Source organism: Tardiphaga sp. 709 (assembly GCF_032401055.1).
GTDB lineage: Bacteria > Pseudomonadota > Alphaproteobacteria > Rhizobiales > Xanthobacteraceae > Tardiphaga.
On the sequence record NZ_CP135529.1, the window covers coordinates 3,560,090 to 3,578,048 of the forward strand.

Genomic DNA, 17,959 nt, shown 5'->3' on the forward strand with positions numbered 1-17,959 from the left:
GATCCCATGACAGATCGCGCGATCATTCCGCCCGGCACTCATCCGCCGCTCGCACCTTACTCGCCCGGCATGATGGCCGACGGCGTGATCTATGTGTCCGGCACGCTGGCCTTCGACAAGAATAACGACGTCGTTCATGTCGGCGATGCGGCGGCGCAGACCCGGCACATCCTGGAGACGATCAAAAGCGTGCTGGAGACCGCAGGCGCGACCATGGCCGACGTCACCTTCAACTCCATCTTCGTCACCGACTGGGCCAACTATGCCGCCGTCAATAAAGTCTATGCCGAATACTTCCCCGGCGAGAAGGCCGCCCGCTACTGCATCCAATGCGGATTGGTGAAACCGGATTGCCTCGTCGAGATCGCGTCGATCGCACACAAGCGAGCTTGATGTGACGACCATCGAAGCCACCCAGGTCAATGTCGAGCGGCGGCTGATGCCGGCGGTCCTGCGGATCGCGCTGCTGCAAGTGGCACTCCTAGCTCTGTTACTTGCAGCCTGGGAAATTGCGATCAGCTTCAAATGGATCGCTGTCTATCTCTACGGACGGCCAAGCGGCATCTTCGCCAAGGCCTCTGTTCTGATCGCCAACGGAGAACTCCTGCGCGACGCCGCACTGACTGCCTGGGAAGCCATCGCCGGATTCCTGATCGGCACCATCGCCGGCAGCGCCGTTGGTCTGCTGCTCTGGCTGTTTCCAACCAGCGCAGCGGTACTGCGCCCCTATCTCATCGCTCTCAACGGTCTGCCGAAGATCGCACTCGCACCCTTGATTATCGTGTGGTTCGGAATCGGCATCTCGTCGAAGATCGCCATCGCCGCCATCATCACCTTCATCGTCGCGGTGATCACCGCCCAACAAGGCGCCAAGGAAGTCGATAGCGACCTGATTAAATTGATGCGCTCGCTCGGTGCCAGCCGATGGAAGACCTGGCGAACCGTCGTCATTCCGGGCGCCATGCCCTGGATCGTGTCCGCCTTCCGTCTCAATGTCGGCTTCGCGCTGATCGGCGCAGTGGTCGGCGAGTATATCGCCTCGAAAGAGGGTCTCGGCTACATGATCTACTACGCCGGCGTGCTCTACGATTTGAACGCCGTGTGGGTTGGCATCGCCGCGCTCATGGCAGTGGCACTGCTGATGTACGGCGCGATCGACATTCTCGAACGCCGCCTGCGCTTCTGATTTTTCATCACTCGAACACGCAAGACCAGCAATGCCCTATGCCAGCGGCGGTGACGCCGACATCTATTACGAAACTCATGGACACGGAACGGCGATCCTCATGTCGGCTGGCATGGGCGGTAGCGGATCGTTCTGGGCGCCGCAGCTGAACGCCCTTGCGCAACACCACCAAGTTATCCTCTACGACCACGTCGGCACTGGCCGTAGCGCGACTAACAGCGCACCACCGCGATCGATTGCGGGCATGGCCGACGACATCGCGCATGTGCTCGACCACGCTGGCGTCAGCGATGCCCATGTGGTGGGCCATGCCATCGGCGGCATCGTCGGAATTGAACTTGCCCTGCGCAATCCCGCACGCTTGCGCAGTCTGGTGGTGGTGAACGGCTGGAGCCGGGCCGATCCATTCCTGCGACGCTGCTTCGAAGTTCGCAAGCAGATCCTGAATCAATCGGGTCCGAAAGCATATGTGCGGGCGCAGCCGCTGTTCCTCTATCCGCCACGATGGATTTCCGACAATGCCGCGCAACTGGACGCCGAGGAAGAACGTATCCTCGCGCACTTCCCGGCAGCTGCCACGATGAATGCGCGCATCGACATGTTTCTCGCCTTTGATCCCGGCGACGCCCTCGCGACCATTACAACGCCGACACTGCTGGCCTCGTCGCGGGATGACAGCCTGGTACCGGCCTATCTCTCGCAACAACTGGCCACCGCTATTCCGGGCGCACGCGTGCGCGAGGTGGAATGGGGCGCCCATGCCTTCACCGCTGTGACTCCCGATGTTTTCAATAACATGCTGCTCGGCTTCTGCAGCGAGGTGGATGCATGAACGTCATGACGCAAATCGAAACGTCGCCATCCACATCCGCTGTGCTCAAGGCCGAACAGGTCGGCGCATCCTTCGGAAGCGGCAAGCAGTATGTCGAAGCTATCCGCGACGTCAGCTTTGAACTGCGGCAGGGCGAAACCTTGGCCATTGTCGGCCCGTCCGGCTGTGGCAAGTCCACATTGTTCAATGTCATTGCGGGTTTGCTGAAGCCGACACGGGGGCATGTCGAGGTCGGGGGCATCCGCGTCGATGATGCCGCAGGGCATGTCGGCTATATGCTCCAGAAGGATCTGCTGCTGCCGTGGCGCTCCGTCATCGACAATGTGATGCTTGGCTTGGAGGTACGCGGCGCGCCGCGGCAGACCTCTCGCGAAATTGCCATGAAATTGATCCGCGCCTACGGCCTCGCCGGTTTCGAGAACGCCAAGCCCGCAACCTTGTCAGGCGGCATGCGCCAGCGCGTGGCAATCATGCGCACGCTGGCGTTCGATCCGCAGGTGATCCTGCTCGATGAGCCATTCTCGGCGCTGGACTTCCAGACCCGCCTGCTGCTGCAAGCCGACGTGTCGCGCATCATCGCCGAAAACGGCAAGAGCGCCATTCTTGTCACCCATGACATCGGCGAAGCCATCGCCATGGCCGACCGGGTTCTAGTGCTCAGCGCGCGGCCGGCGACCGTGCGGGCGCTGCACATCATCGACCTGCCCAAGGCAGGCCGCGATCCCGTGGCGCTACGCACCGACGCTGCCTTCCAGTCCTATTTCGCCAATATCTGGGCCGACCTGGAAATGCCTGCCACGGCCGCGTGAAGCGTCAAAGCTGTAGCTGATTGTTGTGGCTGAGACATATGACGCCGAAGCGCAAATGGTGCCGCAAACAGGACTCGAACCTGTGACCCCGTCATTACGAATGACGTGCTCTACCAACTGAGCTATTGCGGCGAACCAAGCGGCGATTCGGCTTTTCGGCCGAAAACGCTGGGGCATCTGATATCGCCCGGGGCTCCGCTTTGCAAGAAGCCGAGACGTCTCCGGCGACCGAAAAGCTGAGCGAACCACCCGCCGAAACCGGCCACTTCGGCCTGAATCAGGGGCGTTAGCCGCCCCAACGGCGCAGAAAGCCGCGCCAACCGCCCTGTTGCTGGCCAGCATTCAGTTCGGCGAATTCATCGCGATAATCGTCCGCCTCGTCCACGCCGGGATCGTCCGGAGGCCTGACGATGGGAATGACGGCCGGAATAGCCACCGCGGGCTTGGCGGCACTGGCGATATCGCTGCGGTCACGGAACAGCGGTGGCGGCGCGGGGGCCGGTTTCGGGAGCGGCGCCGGCGCCTCGGCGGGCTCGGGCGTAGCATCGGCCACCGGTTCGGGCTGCGCTGGTACTTCAGGTTCCGCCGCGAGGTCCTGAGCCGGCGCGGAGGGTGTGATCTCGGTCGGCACGGGCACCACGGGTTTAGGCACTGCCGGCGGCGGAGCCAGCACGGTCTCGCGCAAAATCTCGGTCTCGATGGTCGAGGCCCTGTCCGACGGCAGCGCGGCCAGGGGCGTCTGCCACTGGAACGCATCGATCCGTCCGGTGACCGGCGACACCGGCCGCCAGCGATCGGACACATAGCCGTCCGCGGTCCAGACCGGATCGTGCAACGCGCGCACGGCACGCAATGTCCAGGCGCGGGCGCGGCCGCTGTCGCCATGTTCGGTACGTTCGATTTCCGCCATCAGCATCGCAACGCGCTGGGTGGAGTCGGCCGTGAACGGCGCCAGTGCTTCGCGGGCGCGCGTGAATTCGGCGGCATCGATGGCCGCACGGGCGATCGCCAGCGCGCCTTCGATATGGCCTGGCACTTTCGATGCCAGCGTCTCGACACGCACCAGCCGCTGCCGCGCGGAATCGCCGAGCTTCACATGGGCATAGGCGTCAGCGAGATCCGGATGCGGCTGCGCCAGCCACGCTATCTCGATGATCTTCATTGCCCGACGGGTCTGATGCGCCTCGCTCTGGAATCGGCTGGCGAGAACGGCGGCTGGCACCAAAGTTGGCGCAAGCTTGATCGCCTCGGTCACGCTGTCGCGGGACAGATCGCGATCTTGTGTCTCAAGCTCCAGCGCACGCGCGGTAAGCAGCACGCCGCGCTGCCGACGAAACGCCGCGCGATCGATCAGGCCAGAGGCAAAATTGTTGTCGAGGATTTTCAACGCGCCGGTCCAATCGCTCTGCGCGCAGCGGAAGCCAAGAACGGCTTGCGACGCCCATGTCGATGCCGGCGATAATTTCAGCGCTTCTTCGGCAATCGTCACGGCGGCGACGGGATCGTCGCTGCGCTGCGCCTCGATGAACAGGCCGCGCAGACCCAACAATCGCGTATCGGCACGCTCGGCCATCGCCTGAAACGCACGATGCGCACCGGCGCGATCGCCATCGAGCTGGGCGGACTGAGCATGCAGCAACAGAGCGAGCGGATCGTCAGCCGTCAAACGCTTGGCGAGATCGGCATGACGCCGCGCGGCGTGGCCATCGCCCTGCCCGATCGCCAGCAGACCATGCGTGATGGCCTGACGTCCGCGCGCCTGACGCTTTTGATGGCGGCGACGGCGCATTCGCTTCGGCGCACGCCACAAACCACGCAGGAGCGACCAGGCGAACACCACCGCGACGATGGTCAGGCCGAGCACCAGCACAAACACCGGCACCGACGGCGAAGCGCGCCAGACGCCCCAGGATATCACGACATCGCCGGGCTGATCGGCGACCCAAGCGGCCCCAACGGCCGCAAGCGCTATCAACACAAGAAACAAAATGATGCGAAACATCGGATTCCTATGGCGCCGGTTTGGAGAGCGCCGCCATCGCGTCGGCTGCGAATTGACGTGAAGCGGCCATCGCTGCATCGCGCATATCGACCTTATCGAGCCAGGGCTGAACCACGGCACGATCCGCTGGAGACAACGTAAGCAACTCACGTTTGGCTGTGGCGATGTCATTGCTACGTGCAGCGGCGCCCGCGCGCGAGACCGCGCTGCTGTTGTTACCTATACCGACAGCGTCGGTACGCTCGATGCGGACCAGCTTTGCAGCGCCGGCCTGCAGGCGGTCCATGAAACCTGCACTTGCGGCAGGTGCCTCCGTCGGAGCCGGTGTCAGCTTCGGCAGCAATACAAGCAGTTCGCGGCTGAGCGCGACTGCGTTTGGTACGCCCGTCGTTGCAAACGCATCGAGCGACTTCAGCTGATTGGCATTGCTTGCAAGCGATTTGACGGCTGCGAGTGCGGCCACATAAGGCTCGCCTTGACGCACTGACGTGTCGAGCAGTGATGCCGCAACAACACGGCGCAAGGCCCCGTCATCGACAGGTTTGGTATTCTGTTGGACGGCCGAAGACTTCAGCTCGCTGGCGGTACTTTCGATCTGCCCGAGCCGCTCATTGATCGGCCCGAGATCGACCACACCAGCGGCCGGGCGCGGCGCGGATTTGAGTTGATTGAGATCGGCGACGACACGGTCCGATTGCGTCTTTACGGCAGTGAGATCGCCGCGCAATCCCGCGATGGATTTCTCGAGCGCATCAATCCGCGTCGCGAGAGCCGTGTCGGGCGCAGCGACCGGGCGGGCTTCGATCTGCGCAACGCGAGAGGTCAGCGAATCGACATCTGCCTTGTCGCTCGAAGCAATGCCGCTCAGGCCGAACCATGCAATTCCGGCGACAAGCGCACCGGCAACCGCGCCAACGGCGGCGGGAACCAGGACAGGTGCACGCGCAGGTGGGATGGCCGCCTGCTTTTCAACCGCAGCCTCCACGGCGGGCTCGGACGGCGGCATATCCGACGGCGCGGTATCGACAGCCTCCGATGGCGTTTCCGGTGCCTCAGATTCCGCAGCAGCCGGGCGCTCCGTGACTTCGGCAGCCGTCAATTCGATGGTTGGCGGCGGGCGTTTGGGCCGACCGGCATCCGGAGACGATCCCGTCTCATTATCGTCGGCCATGGCGTCGGTTCCCTCGTGACATGCCCGATCCCTATCGGGATTTGGTCACAGCAGTCTTAACGCGATAATGGCGGGATGGCACGGTCCAGCGCCGCGAACAGGGCATTTTCGTCCGGGGTCTGCGCCACCACGACCTGGGTAGCCCCGGCATCATGCGCAATCGTGCCGACCGCAGCCGACAGGCAATAATGTGGAACTGCGAGGGCAGCGATCTCGACGCCCGACAAGCCTACCGCCTGAAAGAATGCCCGGACGCTCCGCCGCGAATAATGCAGCACCGCCTCGACCTTACCGGCCACGAAGGCCGCGGAAACATCATGTGGCAGATCGGCAACCGGCATCATTCGGTAGGTGGTCTGTGTCACCACCGTGAAACCCCGCGCGCCGAGTTCGGCGGCGAGATCCCGCGCCAGATCGGCGCCGGCCAGATAAAGGAGCGGGCGGGTCTTGTTCAGCAGCTTGTTCTTGCTGCTCTTCATCAATAGGTCCCGCAGCGCCGCAGCGTCAGCTTCGGCGGATATGACCTTGGCAAAGCCGAGATTGCGCGCGGCCTCTGCGGTCCGGTCGCCGACCGCGAACAGCGGCAGGCGAAGCAGGGCTGCCTGCACCGGCTGATCGGCAAGTGCGCGCAGTGCATTGGCCGACGTCACGATCACCGCGCCGAAATCCGCGTCCGAATCGATGGACAGCATCACCTTTTCGAAGCGCAGCATCGGCGCCACCAGCACCTCGAAGCCCCGCGCGCGCAAGGCCGCAGCGGTGCTGGTATTGTCAGGCTGCGGACGAGTGACGAGAATAGCCATATCTGAGGTCCGGTTTCGGGGGTCTCGCATGCCACGCAGGGCATCGAGTGATTGCACCTTGCAACCCCGCAATGCTACGCCGGGGGCAGGAAAAGCCCGGATTTGGCTGATTTAGCAAGGACCGATAGTGACCACCGACCAACCGATGCTGGTGCTGGGAATCGAGACGACCTGCGATGAGACCGCGGCCGCCGTTATCGAACGCCAGCCCGACGGCAGCGGCAAGATCCTGTCCAATATCGTCCATTCGCAGATCAACGACCATGCGCCCTATGGCGGCGTGGTGCCCGAGATCGCCGCGCGCGCCCATATCGACCTGCTCGACGGCATCGTCGGCCGCGCCATGAAGGATGCCGACGTCAATTTTGCCCAGCTAAGCGGCGTTGCGGCGGCGGCCGGGCCCGGCCTGATCGGCGGCGTCATTGTGGGTCTCACCACCGCCAAGGCTATCGCGATGGTGCATGACACCCCGCTGGTGGCCGTGAACCATCTTGAAGCCCATGCGCTGACGCCTCGGCTGACCACTTCGCTGACGTTTCCGTATTGCCTGTTTCTCGTTTCCGGCGGCCATACCCAGATCGTGGCGGTGCTTGGCGTCGGCCACTATGTCCGACTCGGCACCACCGTCGATGACGCCATGGGCGAAGCCTTCGACAAGGTCGCCAAGATGCTCGGCCTGCCCTATCCCGGCGGCCCGCAGGTGGAACGCGCCGCATCGGGCGGCGATCCCAAGCGCTTTGCCTTTCCGCGGCCGATGCTCGGCCGGCCCGATGCGAATTTTTCGCTTTCCGGTCTCAAGACTGCGGTCCGTAACGAGGCAAGCCGTCTCATTCCGCTGGAAGAACAGGACATCGCGGATCTCTGCGCCAGCTTCCAGGCGGCGGCGCTGGAATCGACGGCGGATCGATTGAGCGTCGGCCTCAGACTGTTCGAGGATCAATTCGGCCCGCCGCATGCACTGGTGGCGGCCGGCGGTGTCGCCTCCAATCAGGCCATCCGTGGCGCGCTGCAGTCCGTCGCCGCAAAAGCGCAGACCACGCTGATCATCCCGCCGCCGGCACTGTGCACCGACAATGGCGCGATGATCGCCTGGGCCGGCGCAGAGCGTCTTGCGCTAGGACTCACCGACACGATGGAAGCGCCGCCCCGCGCGCGCTGGCTGCTCGATGCCGACGCGAAGGCGCCAGCAGGTCATTCCAAATCCCGCGCGGCTTACTGAAGAGCTCACTATGGCCGACTTCAATTCAGTGGCGGTGATCGGCGCTGGGGCCTATGGCACCGCATTGGCCGATGTCGCCGCGCGCGCCGGCCGCGAAACCGTGCTTTATGCGCGCTCGACTGCAGCCGCCGAACTAATGCAAGTGTCTCGCGCCAATCCGCGATTGCCCGGCGCTGCCATCGATGACTCTGTCTTCGTCACCGCCGATCTTTCGCTGGCCGCACGTGCCGATACCATTCTGCTCGCGGTCCCCTCGCAGCAATTGCGCGAGGCATTGGCCGCGCTCGCGCCGCTATTGCCGGCAGGCGTTCCGGTGGTCGCCTGCGCCAAAGGCATCGAGCGCGGCAGTCATAAATTCATGACGGAGGTCATCGTCGACGTCGCACCGCATACGATCCCTGCCATTCTATCGGGACCGAATTTCGCTGACGACGTTGCGGCTGGCTTGCCCACGGCCGTGACGCTCGCTTGCGCCGACGAGGATATTGCCGTCGCACTCGTGCAGGCCCTGGGTTCGGCGACATTCCGTCCTTATCACTCCACCGATGTGCGCGGCGTCGAGATCGGTGGTGCGGCGAAGAACGTACTGGCGATTGCCGCAGGCATCGTCGCCGGCAAGGAACTGGGCGCCTCGGCCCTCGCAGCACTCACCACGCGCGGTTTCAGCGAACTACTGCGACTAGGCATCGCATGTGGCGCGCGCACCGAGACGCTGTCGGGCCTGTCAGGATTGGGCGACCTGATCCTGAGCTGTTCGAGCGCGCAGTCGCGCAATTTTTCACTCGGCATGGCGCTGGGCCGCGGCGAGCAACCAGCGCGCGGCAAACTCGCCGAGGGTGAGTTCACGGCGCCGGTGCTGATCGAGATTGCGACATCGAAGGGCGTCGATATGCCGGTAGCAAAGGCCGTGGCGGCAATTCTGGCCGGCCAGGCAACCATCGATCAGGCAATCGATGGCCTGCTGACACGGCCATTCAAGGCAGAAGGTTAGAGACGGGATGAAATACTGGCTGATCAAATCGGAGCCCGACGCCTGGTCGTGGGACGAGCAGAAAAAGGCCGGTGCCAAGGGCACCGAATGGACCGGTATCCGTAACCACACCGCCAAGCTGAACATGATGAAGATGAAGAAGGGCGACCGCGCCTTCTTCTATCATTCGAATATCGGCAAGGAGATCGTGGGTATCGCCGAGATCATCAGGGAGCATCATCCCGATCCCACCGCCGAGCCGGGAACGCCCTGGGTCTGCGTCGACGTCAAGGCCGTGCAAGACCTGCCAAAGCCGGTGTCGCTAGCGGCAATCAAGGCTGAGCCGAAGCTTGCTGACGTCGCGATCCTGAAGCAGTCCCGCCTGTCGGTGCCACCGATCACTGCCGAGGAATGGAAGCTGCTCTGCAAAATGGGCGGGCTGTGAGCGCCGACGGCGCGGCCCAATCAACTGCAATATCTGACCCCGTCGCATTCATTCGTGCCAATACACGCCTGCTGCCGGTGCCGCTGGTGCCGGAAATCATGTTGTACGTGGCCGACGAGGCCGTGTCGCTGTGGAGCAAGACAGAAGAAGAACTCGGCGAGGCCGGACTGCCGCCGCCGTTCTGGGCTTTTGCCTGGGCCGGCGGACAGGCGCTGGCGCGCTTCGTTATCGATCATCCCGAGCATGTTGCTGGAAGGACCACTATCGATCTCGCATCTGGATCGGGGCTTGTGGCTATCGCCGCGATAAAAGCCGGGGCAAGCAGCGTCTTCGCCTATGACATCGACGCCTTTGCGCGCACGGCGATCGCACTGAACGCGGCTGAAAATGGTGTTACGATCAGCGCTCGCGGTGACGATCTGCTCGGCGGCTCATCCGTCCCCACTGCACAAACGATTCTGGCAGGTGATATTTTCTATGAACGCGACACCGCTGAGCGCGCCTTTGTATTTCTTTCAGCGCAGGCGATGCGCGGCGCGACGGTACTAATCGGCGATCCCGGTCGCAGCTATCTGCCAAAGGACAAATTGCGAAAGCTGACCGAATACAAGGTGCCGGTGACGCGCGATCTCGAAGATGCCGAGATCAAGAACACGGCGGTATGGACACTCGCCTGACTCAACCCGCCTCTGCCACCACCTGCGCCAGAAGCTGCTCGCGCTTCGATTGCGAGCGATAGCCTGTCTGCGTCGCGGCGATGCGGGCGAGGACACCGTCCTCGAAGGCCGTAACGATGGTGTCGTGCACATAGCTCTTGCGGCAGATCGCCGCCGTGTTTTGCAACTCGTTCGCCGCCGAACGCACGGCGTCGAGCACTTGCTTCTTGCGACCGCGCACGCTCGCTGCCGGCTCGATCCGCGACAGCGTTTCGACTACCGTGGCCGAAGCCATCAGAGTGCGAAAATCCTTCAGTGAAATCTTGATGCCGGCAATATCGCGCAAGAATGCGTTCACGGCCGCCGTGTTGACCTTGTGAATGCGGCCGGCGTTGTCGCGATACTGAAACAGGCGCTTGCCCGGCACGTCGTGCAGAATACCAATCGCGCGGACGAGCTTCGACGCGTTGGACTCCTTGCGCACTGCTTTGCCGCCCTTAGCCTTGAAGGTGAGCACGATGCAATCGTCTTCGAGCTGGACGTTCGACTTCATCAGCGTTGTAGCGCCGCGAGTGCCTGACAGCTTCATATAGCTCTCATTGCCGGCACGGATCGCGGTGCGCGTGACGAGTTCGATGACAGCGGCGAGCGCGAACTCACGCGTCGGCTCGTCACCAGCCAAAAGCGCCGAAACGTTGCGGCGGATCTTCGGCAGTGCCGCAACCAGCTTCGCCAGCCGATGCGCCTTGCGTTGCTCGCGGACCTTCTCCCAATCCGAGTGATAGCGGTATTGCAGCCGGCCGGCCGCGTCGCGGCCTACGGCCTGCAAATGCGACGTAGGATCAACGGCATAGCGAACCTCGGCATAGGCCGGGGGCACCGCCATGGAGTTCAGCCGCTTGATCGTGCCGATATGTTTGATCGGGGTGCCGTTGGCCCTGACGAAGGAATAAGATTTTCCGCGCTTAAGCCGGCGGATCGTCAGCTCAGACTGATCTCCAAGCTTCAGGCCCATTTCACGGGCCAAAACCTCCACACTCGCGGGGCTGGGCTTGGCCATACGGCCTGGCCGCGCGACGGAACGGGCGGAAACGGCCCGGGAAGGCGCGAAATTCTGCTGTTCCATCATAGTGTTATCTGCCTCGTCGGCCCTGTGTCTCTGCTAATGCCGTTTATTGATTTTTGGTTCCGGGCCGCTTGGCCGTCCCTGCGAGGGCGATTTAGGGGCTTCCCGCAACTATTGCGAGTCCACAGGCACGCAATTTCGGTTACTGGTTACCGTTTAGCGCCCGAATTGGCTTTATGATGAAATTTCGGGGCCGTCAAAACGCGAACGTGATCGGGGCTGCGACCTTGCGGACCGACCAAAGGTCTAGTCCGGCCCCGCTTGTCCAGCTATCTCGCGCCGGCGCATATTGCGCGCAACGAGAACCGGCTGGCGGCGAATTCGCGCAGCGGTCGCACGGTGGTGGAGGGGACGATGTCCGACAAGATTTACGACGTACCGGCTGAGTGGACGACGCGTGCCTTCGTCGATGACGCGAAATACAACGAGATGTATGCACGCTCGATCAGCGATTCCAACGGCTTCTGGGCCGAGCAGGCCAAGCGCCTCAACTGGAGCCACGCCCCCACCAAGATCGAAAACACGTCCTTTGCCCCAGGCAAGATCTCGATCAAGTGGTTCGAGGATGGCGTATTGAACGCCGCCTATAATTGCATCGACCGCCATTTGCCGAAGCGCGCCAATCAGACGGCGATCATCTGGGAAGGCGACGACCCCTCGCAGTCGAGACACATCAGCTATCAGGAGCTGCATGACGAAGTCTGCAAGATGGCCAACGTGTTGCGCAACCGCAACGTCGGCAAGGGCGACCGCGTCACCATCTATCTGCCGATGATTCCGGAAGCGGCCTACGCGATGCTCGCCTGCGCGCGTATCGGCGCGATCCACTCTGTCGTCTTCGCCGGCTTCTCACCGGACTCGCTGGCGCAGCGCATCACTGACTGCCAGTCGAAGATCATCATCACCGCCGATGAAGGCCTGCGCGGCGGCAAGAAGGTGCCGCTGAAGAACAATGTCGATGCCGCGGTCGCCAAGGCCGGCGGTGTCGACTGGGTCGTCGTCGTCAAGCACACCGGCACACCGGTGAATATGGATCCCGCCCGTGACTTTTGGTACCGCGAAGCCGCCGAAGTCGTCACCACCGAATGCCCCTGCGAGCCGATGAATGCGGAAGATCCGCTGTTCATCCTCTACACGTCGGGCTCCACCGGCCAGCCCAAGGGCGTGTTGCACACCACCGGCGGCTATCTGCTGTTCGCCTCGATGACGCATCAATATGTGTTCGACTATCACGAGGGTGATATCTACTGGTGCACCGCCGACGTCGGCTGGGTGACTGGTCACAGCTACATTCTCTACGGGCCGCTGGCCAACGGCGCGACCACGCTGATGTTCGAAGGCGTGCCGAACTATCCGTCGATGTCGCGCTTCTGGGAAGTCATCGACAAGCACAAGGTCAACATCTTCTACACCGCGCCGACTGCAATCCGCGCGCTGATGCAGGCCGGCGACGAGCCGGTGAAAAAGACCTCGCGCAAGAGCCTGCGCCTGCTGGGCTCGGTCGGCGAGCCGATCAATCCGGAAGCCTGGGAGTGGTACTATCACGTGGTCGGCGAGGCGCGCGCGCCGATCGTCGATACCTGGTGGCAGACCGAGACGGGCGGCATTCTCATCACGCCGTTGCCCGGCGCCACCAAGCTGAAGCCCGGCTCGGCGACGCGACCGTTCTTTGGTGTCGTCCCCGAGATCGTCGATGCCGACGGCAAGGTGCTGGAGGGCGAGACCTCGGGCAATCTCTGCATTGCCAAGTCATGGCCTGGCCAGATGCGGACGGTCTATGGCGATCACGCCCGTTTCGAACAGACCTATTTCTCGACCTACAAGAACAAGTACTTCACCGGCGACGGCTGCCGCCGCGATGCCGACGGCTATTACTGGATCACCGGCCGCGTCGACGACGTCATCAATGTCTCCGGCCACCGCATGGGCACTGCGGAAGTGGAATCGTCGCTGGTCGCACATGAGAAAGTGTCGGAAGCCGCCGTGGTCGGCTATCCGCACGATATCAAGGGCCAGGGCATCTACGCTTATGTCACGCTGATGAACGGCGTCGAGCCGACGGAAGAGCTGCGCAAGGAGCTGGTGGCCTGGGTCCGCAAGGACATCGGCCCGATCGCCTCGCCCGATCTGATCCAGTTCGCGCCGGGCCTGCCGAAGACCCGCTCCGGCAAGATCATGCGCCGCATCCTGCGCAAGATCGCGGAGGATGAACCGTCATCTCTGGGTGATACATCGACACTGGCGGACCCCGCTGTGGTCACCGACCTCGTCGAGCATCGGCAGAACAAGAAGCCGGGGGCGTAACCACTCGCCCAATCTATCGGCAAACACGGAGTGATGTGGTGGATCGTCGGTCATTCGTGTTGGGAAGTGCTGCAGTTGTTACGGGCGGAGTTTCCGCCCGCGCGCAGCACGCTGGTCATCCGGCATTGCCCGCGGCGCCGTCGTCGAAAGAACCCTACACCAAACTGCAAGGCGGCATACCGCATCACATGACGCCTGAGCAGGAAGCGCAGCGCGTCACGGAGAGTCCGGCGCCGAAGGGACCTCAGGGCAAGTGGGTGTCGCGCGCGGCGCTCCCACTTCCCCGTAGCGAAATGGCCTGGGCGACATCGTGGGCCGATCGCATGCATATCGTCGGTGGCTATGGCGAAGGCCGCGTCGACCGCCCCTATCACCACGTCTACGATCCCGCTTCAGATCAGTGGCTCGACGCAGCGCCCCTGCCGCGCGGCGCCAACCATGTCTCGGTCGCTGCCGATGCCGGACGCGTCTATGCGCTCGGCGGTTTCATGCAGCAGAACCGCGGCTCGGACCAGAACGCGTATGCCTATGATGTCGCTGCCAATCGCTGGGATACGATCGCGCCCTTGCCGCGACCACGCGGTGCCGGCGCTGCCGTTGCGCTGAACGGCAAAATCCATCTGATCGGCGGCGCGTCGGAACCGGCGGCTGAGCGCGCCAGTGTCAGTTGGCACGAAGTCTATGATCCCAAGACCGACAAATGGGAGACCCGCAAGGCACTGCCCGGTGCGCGCGACCATGTCGGCTGCGTCGCCACGCGCGGCGTGATCCATGTGATCGGCGGGCGTTTCAATACGTTCGAGTACAATACCGATCTGCACCATGTGTATCTGCCCGAGCGCGACACATGGGAGCTGCGCGCCGCACTGCCGACGATCCGTTCGGGCCATGGCCTTGTCGTGTATCGCGACCGGCTCTTCGCGATGGGCGGCGAATCCGGCGTGGTGCAGAACGGCCAGCTCACCCAGGGCAAGGTGTACGGACAGATGGAAAGCTACGACCCGGCCTCCGACACCTGGCAGAGCCACGCGCCGATGCTTACCCCGCGCCATGCGGTCGGCGCCACAGTTATTGGTGACTGGATCTATGTGGCTGGCGGCGGCGCTGTCCTCGGCGGCGCGGTACAATCCGCCGTCCATGAGGCCTTTACGCTGGCCTAGTGACCTCCAACGCATCGCATCTGGCTGCCCTCACGCGATTGTCAGGGGCAGATGGCCACCCGCGGCCAATTTAGAGCGAGTGTTGTTTTCCGGGCATTTACTTTGTTCAGCGGATTTCCTTTTTAAGCGCTCGTTGGCGCACTCCCCCGCGCTGGCAGAGACCGGTTGTTTACGCGACTGGTTGAGAATTTCCCGTGTGCAATTGTTTTCGTCGCCTTGAGAGGCGGCACGACCTCGTCGGCCGCTACCGGCCGGGCCGAACTGGAGAGATCGATGTCCTTGAAGATTGCTAGCGCGCTGGCAGCCACCATTGTCATTGGCGCCCTGATGTCCCCCACCGCGCAGGCAGCGCCCAATGTGGTCGGCTTCCACGGCGACTATGCCCCCGGCACCATCGTCGTAAAGACCAATGAGCGTAAGCTGTATCTCGTGCTCGAACAGGGTCAGGCCGTGCGCTATCCCGTCGGCGTCGGCAAGCCCGGCAAACAGTGGGCCGGCGCCACCAAGATCGACGGCAAGTACCGCCAGCCGGCCTGGGCTCCGCCCGCCGACGTCAAGCGTGACAATCCGAACATCCCGGACGTGATTGCGGGCGGCTCGCCAGCCAATCCGATGGGCGTTGCTGCGATGACCCTCGCCGGCGGCGAATATGCCATCCACGGCACCAACCGTCCCAATTCGATCGGCGGCTATGTCTCTTACGGTTGCGTGCGCATGTACAATGAAGACATCACCGACCTCTATTCGCGCGTCTCGGTCGGCACGCCGGTCATCGTTACCCAGCGCTGATCACTGGCAGCTTCGTTATTCTAAAAAGCCGCGCATGATGCGCGGCTTTTTATTTTGCTGATCTCAGCGGCTATCGCACCAGCCGTTGCGATGACCGCCACCATACGGGCGCGCGTGCCCTGCGTTGAGCATTGCTGCAGACACGTTGGGCGTTTGCCTGGTCGCGACATCGGCGACCACGCGGCCGGGATATTTGTCAGGCCCGATATTGTAGATCGTGAGGCTTCCCTCGCCGAGCAACTTGGTCAGTGCGGTCGTCGCGGTTTCTGCTTTCTGAATCTCGCGCGCACATTGCCCCTTCAGCTCCGGCGCATCGATGCCCCGCAAGCGAATGCGCACGCTGACGTCTTCACCCGAGCCAAGATGAACGCGCGCGCCAAAAGTATCGCCGTCGATGGCATAGCGCATCTCGATCGGATAGCGAGCCTCAGCATTGCCGGCGCGCCTGACGATCGCCTCGGAATCGCGGGCGGCCTCGGTCTGATCCGCACCGGGCAGGAACGGCAGCCAGCGCTTGATGGGCAGCATGGTGCCGGCGGCCAGGCCGAGCACGAATACCCACGGCATCGCCGCGGACATGCGGGATCGCCACGGCGACGCACGATGAATGCGTGATGCTGGGGTCATCGTCCTGCGATAATGTGAGTCGAAACAGCCGGCCAGAAGAATCTGGCGCGACGGCTAGAAGTCGGACGCAATACCCTTGCGCTCCCAGTCGCCAAAGCGCGTCGGCTCAGGACCTTCAGGTCCCTGAAACTCTTTCGCTTTCGCCGCAGTCTTTGCTGCTGCTGTCGCGGCCCGGCGTTCTTCTGCCTCGGCCAGCGCGCGCTGCGCGGCGGGCGTCAAAACTTTCTTCGGTGCCGGCTCAGCCTCCGGCAAAGACGTTGCGGACTCGGAAGGAATGTCGTTCATCTCAGGTTTCCTGCTGAACCGGCAAGGGCGGCACGCGTTACATAAATCAATGTCGAACAGTTGCTGTTCGACTGTGAGCATATAAGGGCGATTCTTACATTTGGCATATTCGCATGCGACAGAATCGCTCCCATCCAATGGCCGCATGCTGAGCCTGCCCGCGCCATTGCCCGCCCTCAGTCGTGATGTTTTTGTATGTCGCAAGTAAGATACGCACCGCCAACCGAGGTCCCCGGCCTCGCCGCGCGACGGATTGCGGCGGATATTCTCGACGGCGTCTTGCACAAGCACCGGACCCTCGACGACCAGCTCGAAGGTGCGGCCGCCCATCCCGGCCTGAAAACACTGTCTGACCGCGACCGCGCGCTGATGCGCCGTCTGGTTGCGACGATCCTTCGCCGGCTCGGCACGCTCGGGCACATCCTCTCCCGCCTGCTCGACCGCGGTGTTCCAACAGATGCACCGCGCGCGCAAAGCGCGCTCCTGATCGGCGCTGCCCAGATCCTCTGGATGGACGTACCGGATCACGCCGCCGTCGACCTGTCGGTCCGCATGGTGCAATCCGACCGTAAGGCTGCGAAATATGCCGGGCTGGTCAATGCCGTATTGCGGCGCTGCGCGCGAGAAGGCCAGCCGCTGATCGACGAAGTGGCCGCTCAGACTCTCGACATCCCGCCATGGCTGATGGCGCGCTGGACGGCGCATTACGGCGAGACGGCCGCGAAGGAAATGGCCGTGGCGCTGAGCCATGAGCCGTCGCTCGATCTCACCGTCAAATCCGAAGCCGATGCCTGGGCCACGCGCCTGCACGGCGAAGTGCTTCCAACCGGTTCCGTCCGAACCTTGCTGCAGGGCTCGGTGACTATGCTGCCCGGCTTCGATGACGGCCAGTGGTGGGTGCAGGACGCCGCGGCGGCACTGCCGGCACGACTGTTCGGCGACCTCAAGGGCAAACGCATCGTCGATCTCTGCGCCGCGCCGGGCGGCAAGACTGCGCAATTGGTCCAGGGCGGCGCACAGGTCACTGCTATCGACCGCTCGCCGAACCGTGTGGCGCGGCTGCGCGAAAATCTGGCGCGGCTGTCGCTCGAGGCCGAAACCGTCGTCGTCGACGGCACCGAATATCCCGGCGAGGGTTTTGACGGCGTGTTGCTGGACGCGCCCTGCTCGTCCACCGGCACCATCCGGCGACACCCCGATGTCGCCTGGCTCAAGCAAGACTCCGACATCGTCATGCTGACCGCGCTGCAACGGCGCCTGCTACAGAAGGCCGCCTCCATCCTGAAGCCCGGCGGAACCCTGGTCTATTGCACCTGTTCGCTGGAGCCCGAAGAAGGCGAACAGGCCATCGCCGACCTGCTGGCCAAGGACTCCAGCATGCGCCGCGCCCCGGCCGATGCCAGCGAAGTGGCCGGTCTTGCCGAGATCGTCACCCCCGATGGCGATCTGCGCACTCTGCCGAGCCATCTGCCCCATGCCGACCCCCGGCTTGGCGGGCTCGATGGCTTCTATGCGGCGCGACTCATTAAATCCTGATATTCACAGAGTAATCTCCCGATTCGCGAGGCTTCCACA

At 63.2% G+C, this 17,959-nt stretch carries 18 protein-coding genes and 1 tRNA gene; 12 read left to right on the forward strand and 7 right to left on the reverse strand.

Annotated features, from left to right (window positions below; genetic code table 11):
* Positions 1-6: 6 nt before the first annotated feature.
* Genes rutC through RSO67_RS17410 form a run of 4 tightly spaced genes read left to right on the forward strand, consistent with a single transcriptional unit; the run spans position 7 to position 2,827 of the window.
* Positions 7-393 carry a pyrimidine utilization protein C gene (rutC, locus tag RSO67_RS17395; RefSeq protein ID WP_315839875.1) on the forward strand — a complete coding sequence of 129 codons (387 nt, stop codon included), beginning with the start codon at positions 7-9 and terminating at the stop codon, positions 391-393.
* Between the two features lies 1 nt (position 394).
* Positions 395-1,186: an ABC transporter permease gene (locus tag RSO67_RS17400; RefSeq protein ID WP_315839876.1), complete on the forward strand. Its 792-nt coding sequence runs from the start codon at positions 395-397 to the stop codon at positions 1,184-1,186.
* Positions 1,187-1,217: 31 nt separating this feature from the next.
* Positions 1,218-2,018, forward strand: a complete 801-nt coding sequence (gene rutD, locus RSO67_RS17405; protein ID WP_315839877.1) for a pyrimidine utilization protein D — start codon at positions 1,218-1,220, stop codon at positions 2,016-2,018.
* A gap of 5 nt (positions 2,019-2,023) precedes the next feature.
* Positions 2,024-2,827, forward strand: a complete 804-nt coding sequence (locus RSO67_RS17410) for an ABC transporter ATP-binding protein (protein WP_315839878.1) — start codon at positions 2,024-2,026, stop codon at positions 2,825-2,827.
* Positions 2,828-2,883: 56 nt separating this feature from the next.
* Here RSO67_RS17410 and RSO67_RS17415 read toward each other — a convergent pair.
* From RSO67_RS17415 to RSO67_RS17430, 4 genes are all read right to left on the reverse strand, one after another.
* Positions 2,884-2,959 (reverse strand) — tRNA-Thr (locus RSO67_RS17415).
* 154 nt (positions 2,960-3,113) lie between these two features.
* Positions 3,114-4,829 (reverse strand): heme biosynthesis protein HemY, encoded by a 1,716-nt coding sequence (locus RSO67_RS17420; RefSeq protein WP_315839879.1) that lies wholly within the window; start codon positions 4,827-4,829, stop codon positions 3,114-3,116.
* A 7-nt stretch (positions 4,830-4,836) separates the two neighbouring features.
* Positions 4,837-6,000 carry a hypothetical protein gene (locus tag RSO67_RS17425; protein WP_315839880.1) on the reverse strand — a complete coding sequence of 388 codons (1,164 nt, stop codon included), beginning with the start codon at positions 5,998-6,000 and terminating at the stop codon, positions 4,837-4,839.
* Between the two features lie 56 nt (positions 6,001-6,056).
* The gene (locus RSO67_RS17430; RefSeq protein WP_315839881.1) at positions 6,057-6,803 is read right to left on the reverse strand and encodes a uroporphyrinogen-III synthase; all 747 of its coding nucleotides are present in this window, start codon (positions 6,801-6,803) and stop codon (positions 6,057-6,059) included.
* A 145-nt stretch (positions 6,804-6,948) separates the two neighbouring features.
* Here RSO67_RS17430 and tsaD point away from each other — a divergent pair, with 145 nt between their 5' ends.
* The 4 genes from tsaD to RSO67_RS17450 are packed head-to-tail and all read left to right on the forward strand — an operon-like array spanning position 6,949 to position 10,114.
* The gene (gene tsaD, locus RSO67_RS17435; RefSeq protein WP_315844289.1) at positions 6,949-8,022 is read left to right on the forward strand and encodes a tRNA (adenosine(37)-N6)-threonylcarbamoyltransferase complex transferase subunit TsaD; all 1,074 of its coding nucleotides are present in this window, start codon (positions 6,949-6,951) and stop codon (positions 8,020-8,022) included.
* A 10-nt stretch (positions 8,023-8,032) separates the two neighbouring features.
* Complete coding sequence (locus RSO67_RS17440) at positions 8,033-9,013, forward strand: NAD(P)H-dependent glycerol-3-phosphate dehydrogenase (RefSeq protein WP_315839882.1); 981 nt, start codon at positions 8,033-8,035, stop codon at positions 9,011-9,013.
* Positions 9,014-9,020: 7 nt separating this feature from the next.
* Entirely contained in the window at positions 9,021-9,437 is a 417-nt protein-coding gene (locus RSO67_RS17445; protein ID WP_315839883.1) for an EVE domain-containing protein, read from the forward strand.
* Entirely contained in the window at positions 9,404-10,114 is a 711-nt protein-coding gene (locus RSO67_RS17450; RefSeq protein ID WP_315839884.1) for a methyltransferase, read from the forward strand. The genes RSO67_RS17445 and RSO67_RS17450 overlap by 34 nt, the downstream gene beginning before the upstream one ends.
* A 1-nt stretch (position 10,115) precedes the next feature.
* Here the strand turns inward: RSO67_RS17450 and RSO67_RS17455 are convergent, their stop codons facing one another.
* Positions 10,116-11,222, reverse strand: coding sequence for a DNA topoisomerase IB (locus RSO67_RS17455; RefSeq protein WP_315839885.1), 1,107 nt, complete (start codon positions 11,220-11,222; stop codon positions 10,116-10,118).
* A 351-nt stretch (positions 11,223-11,573) separates the two neighbouring features.
* Between RSO67_RS17455 and acs the strand changes: the two genes are divergently transcribed.
* The 3 genes from acs to RSO67_RS17470 all read left to right on the forward strand — a co-directional run bounded on the left by acs (position 11,574) and on the right by RSO67_RS17470 (position 15,472).
* Positions 11,574-13,523 (forward strand): acetate--CoA ligase, encoded by a 1,950-nt coding sequence (gene acs, locus RSO67_RS17460; protein WP_315839886.1) that lies wholly within the window; start codon positions 11,574-11,576, stop codon positions 13,521-13,523.
* 38 nt (positions 13,524-13,561) lie between these two features.
* Positions 13,562-14,683 carry a kelch repeat-containing protein gene (locus tag RSO67_RS17465; RefSeq protein WP_315839887.1) on the forward strand — a complete coding sequence of 374 codons (1,122 nt, stop codon included), beginning with the start codon at positions 13,562-13,564 and terminating at the stop codon, positions 14,681-14,683.
* Between the two features lie 273 nt (positions 14,684-14,956).
* The gene (locus RSO67_RS17470; RefSeq protein ID WP_315839888.1) at positions 14,957-15,472 is read left to right on the forward strand and encodes a L,D-transpeptidase; all 516 of its coding nucleotides are present in this window, start codon (positions 14,957-14,959) and stop codon (positions 15,470-15,472) included.
* Between the two features lie 63 nt (positions 15,473-15,535).
* On the opposite strand, the gene RSO67_RS17475 is transcribed toward RSO67_RS17470, so the two are convergent.
* A complete protein-coding gene (locus RSO67_RS17475) occupies positions 15,536-16,051 on the reverse strand; it encodes a thermonuclease family protein (protein ID WP_315839889.1) in 516 nt (171 codons plus the stop codon).
* Between the two features lie 102 nt (positions 16,052-16,153).
* Positions 16,154-16,384 carry a DUF1674 domain-containing protein gene (locus RSO67_RS17480; RefSeq protein ID WP_315844290.1) on the reverse strand — a complete coding sequence of 77 codons (231 nt, stop codon included), beginning with the start codon at positions 16,382-16,384 and terminating at the stop codon, positions 16,154-16,156.
* Positions 16,385-16,579: 195 nt separating this feature from the next.
* Here RSO67_RS17480 and RSO67_RS17485 point away from each other — a divergent pair, with 195 nt between their 5' ends.
* Positions 16,580-17,920 (forward strand): RsmB/NOP family class I SAM-dependent RNA methyltransferase, encoded by a 1,341-nt coding sequence (locus RSO67_RS17485; RefSeq protein ID WP_315839890.1) that lies wholly within the window; start codon positions 16,580-16,582, stop codon positions 17,918-17,920.
* The last annotated feature ends 39 nt before the right edge of the window (positions 17,921-17,959 follow it).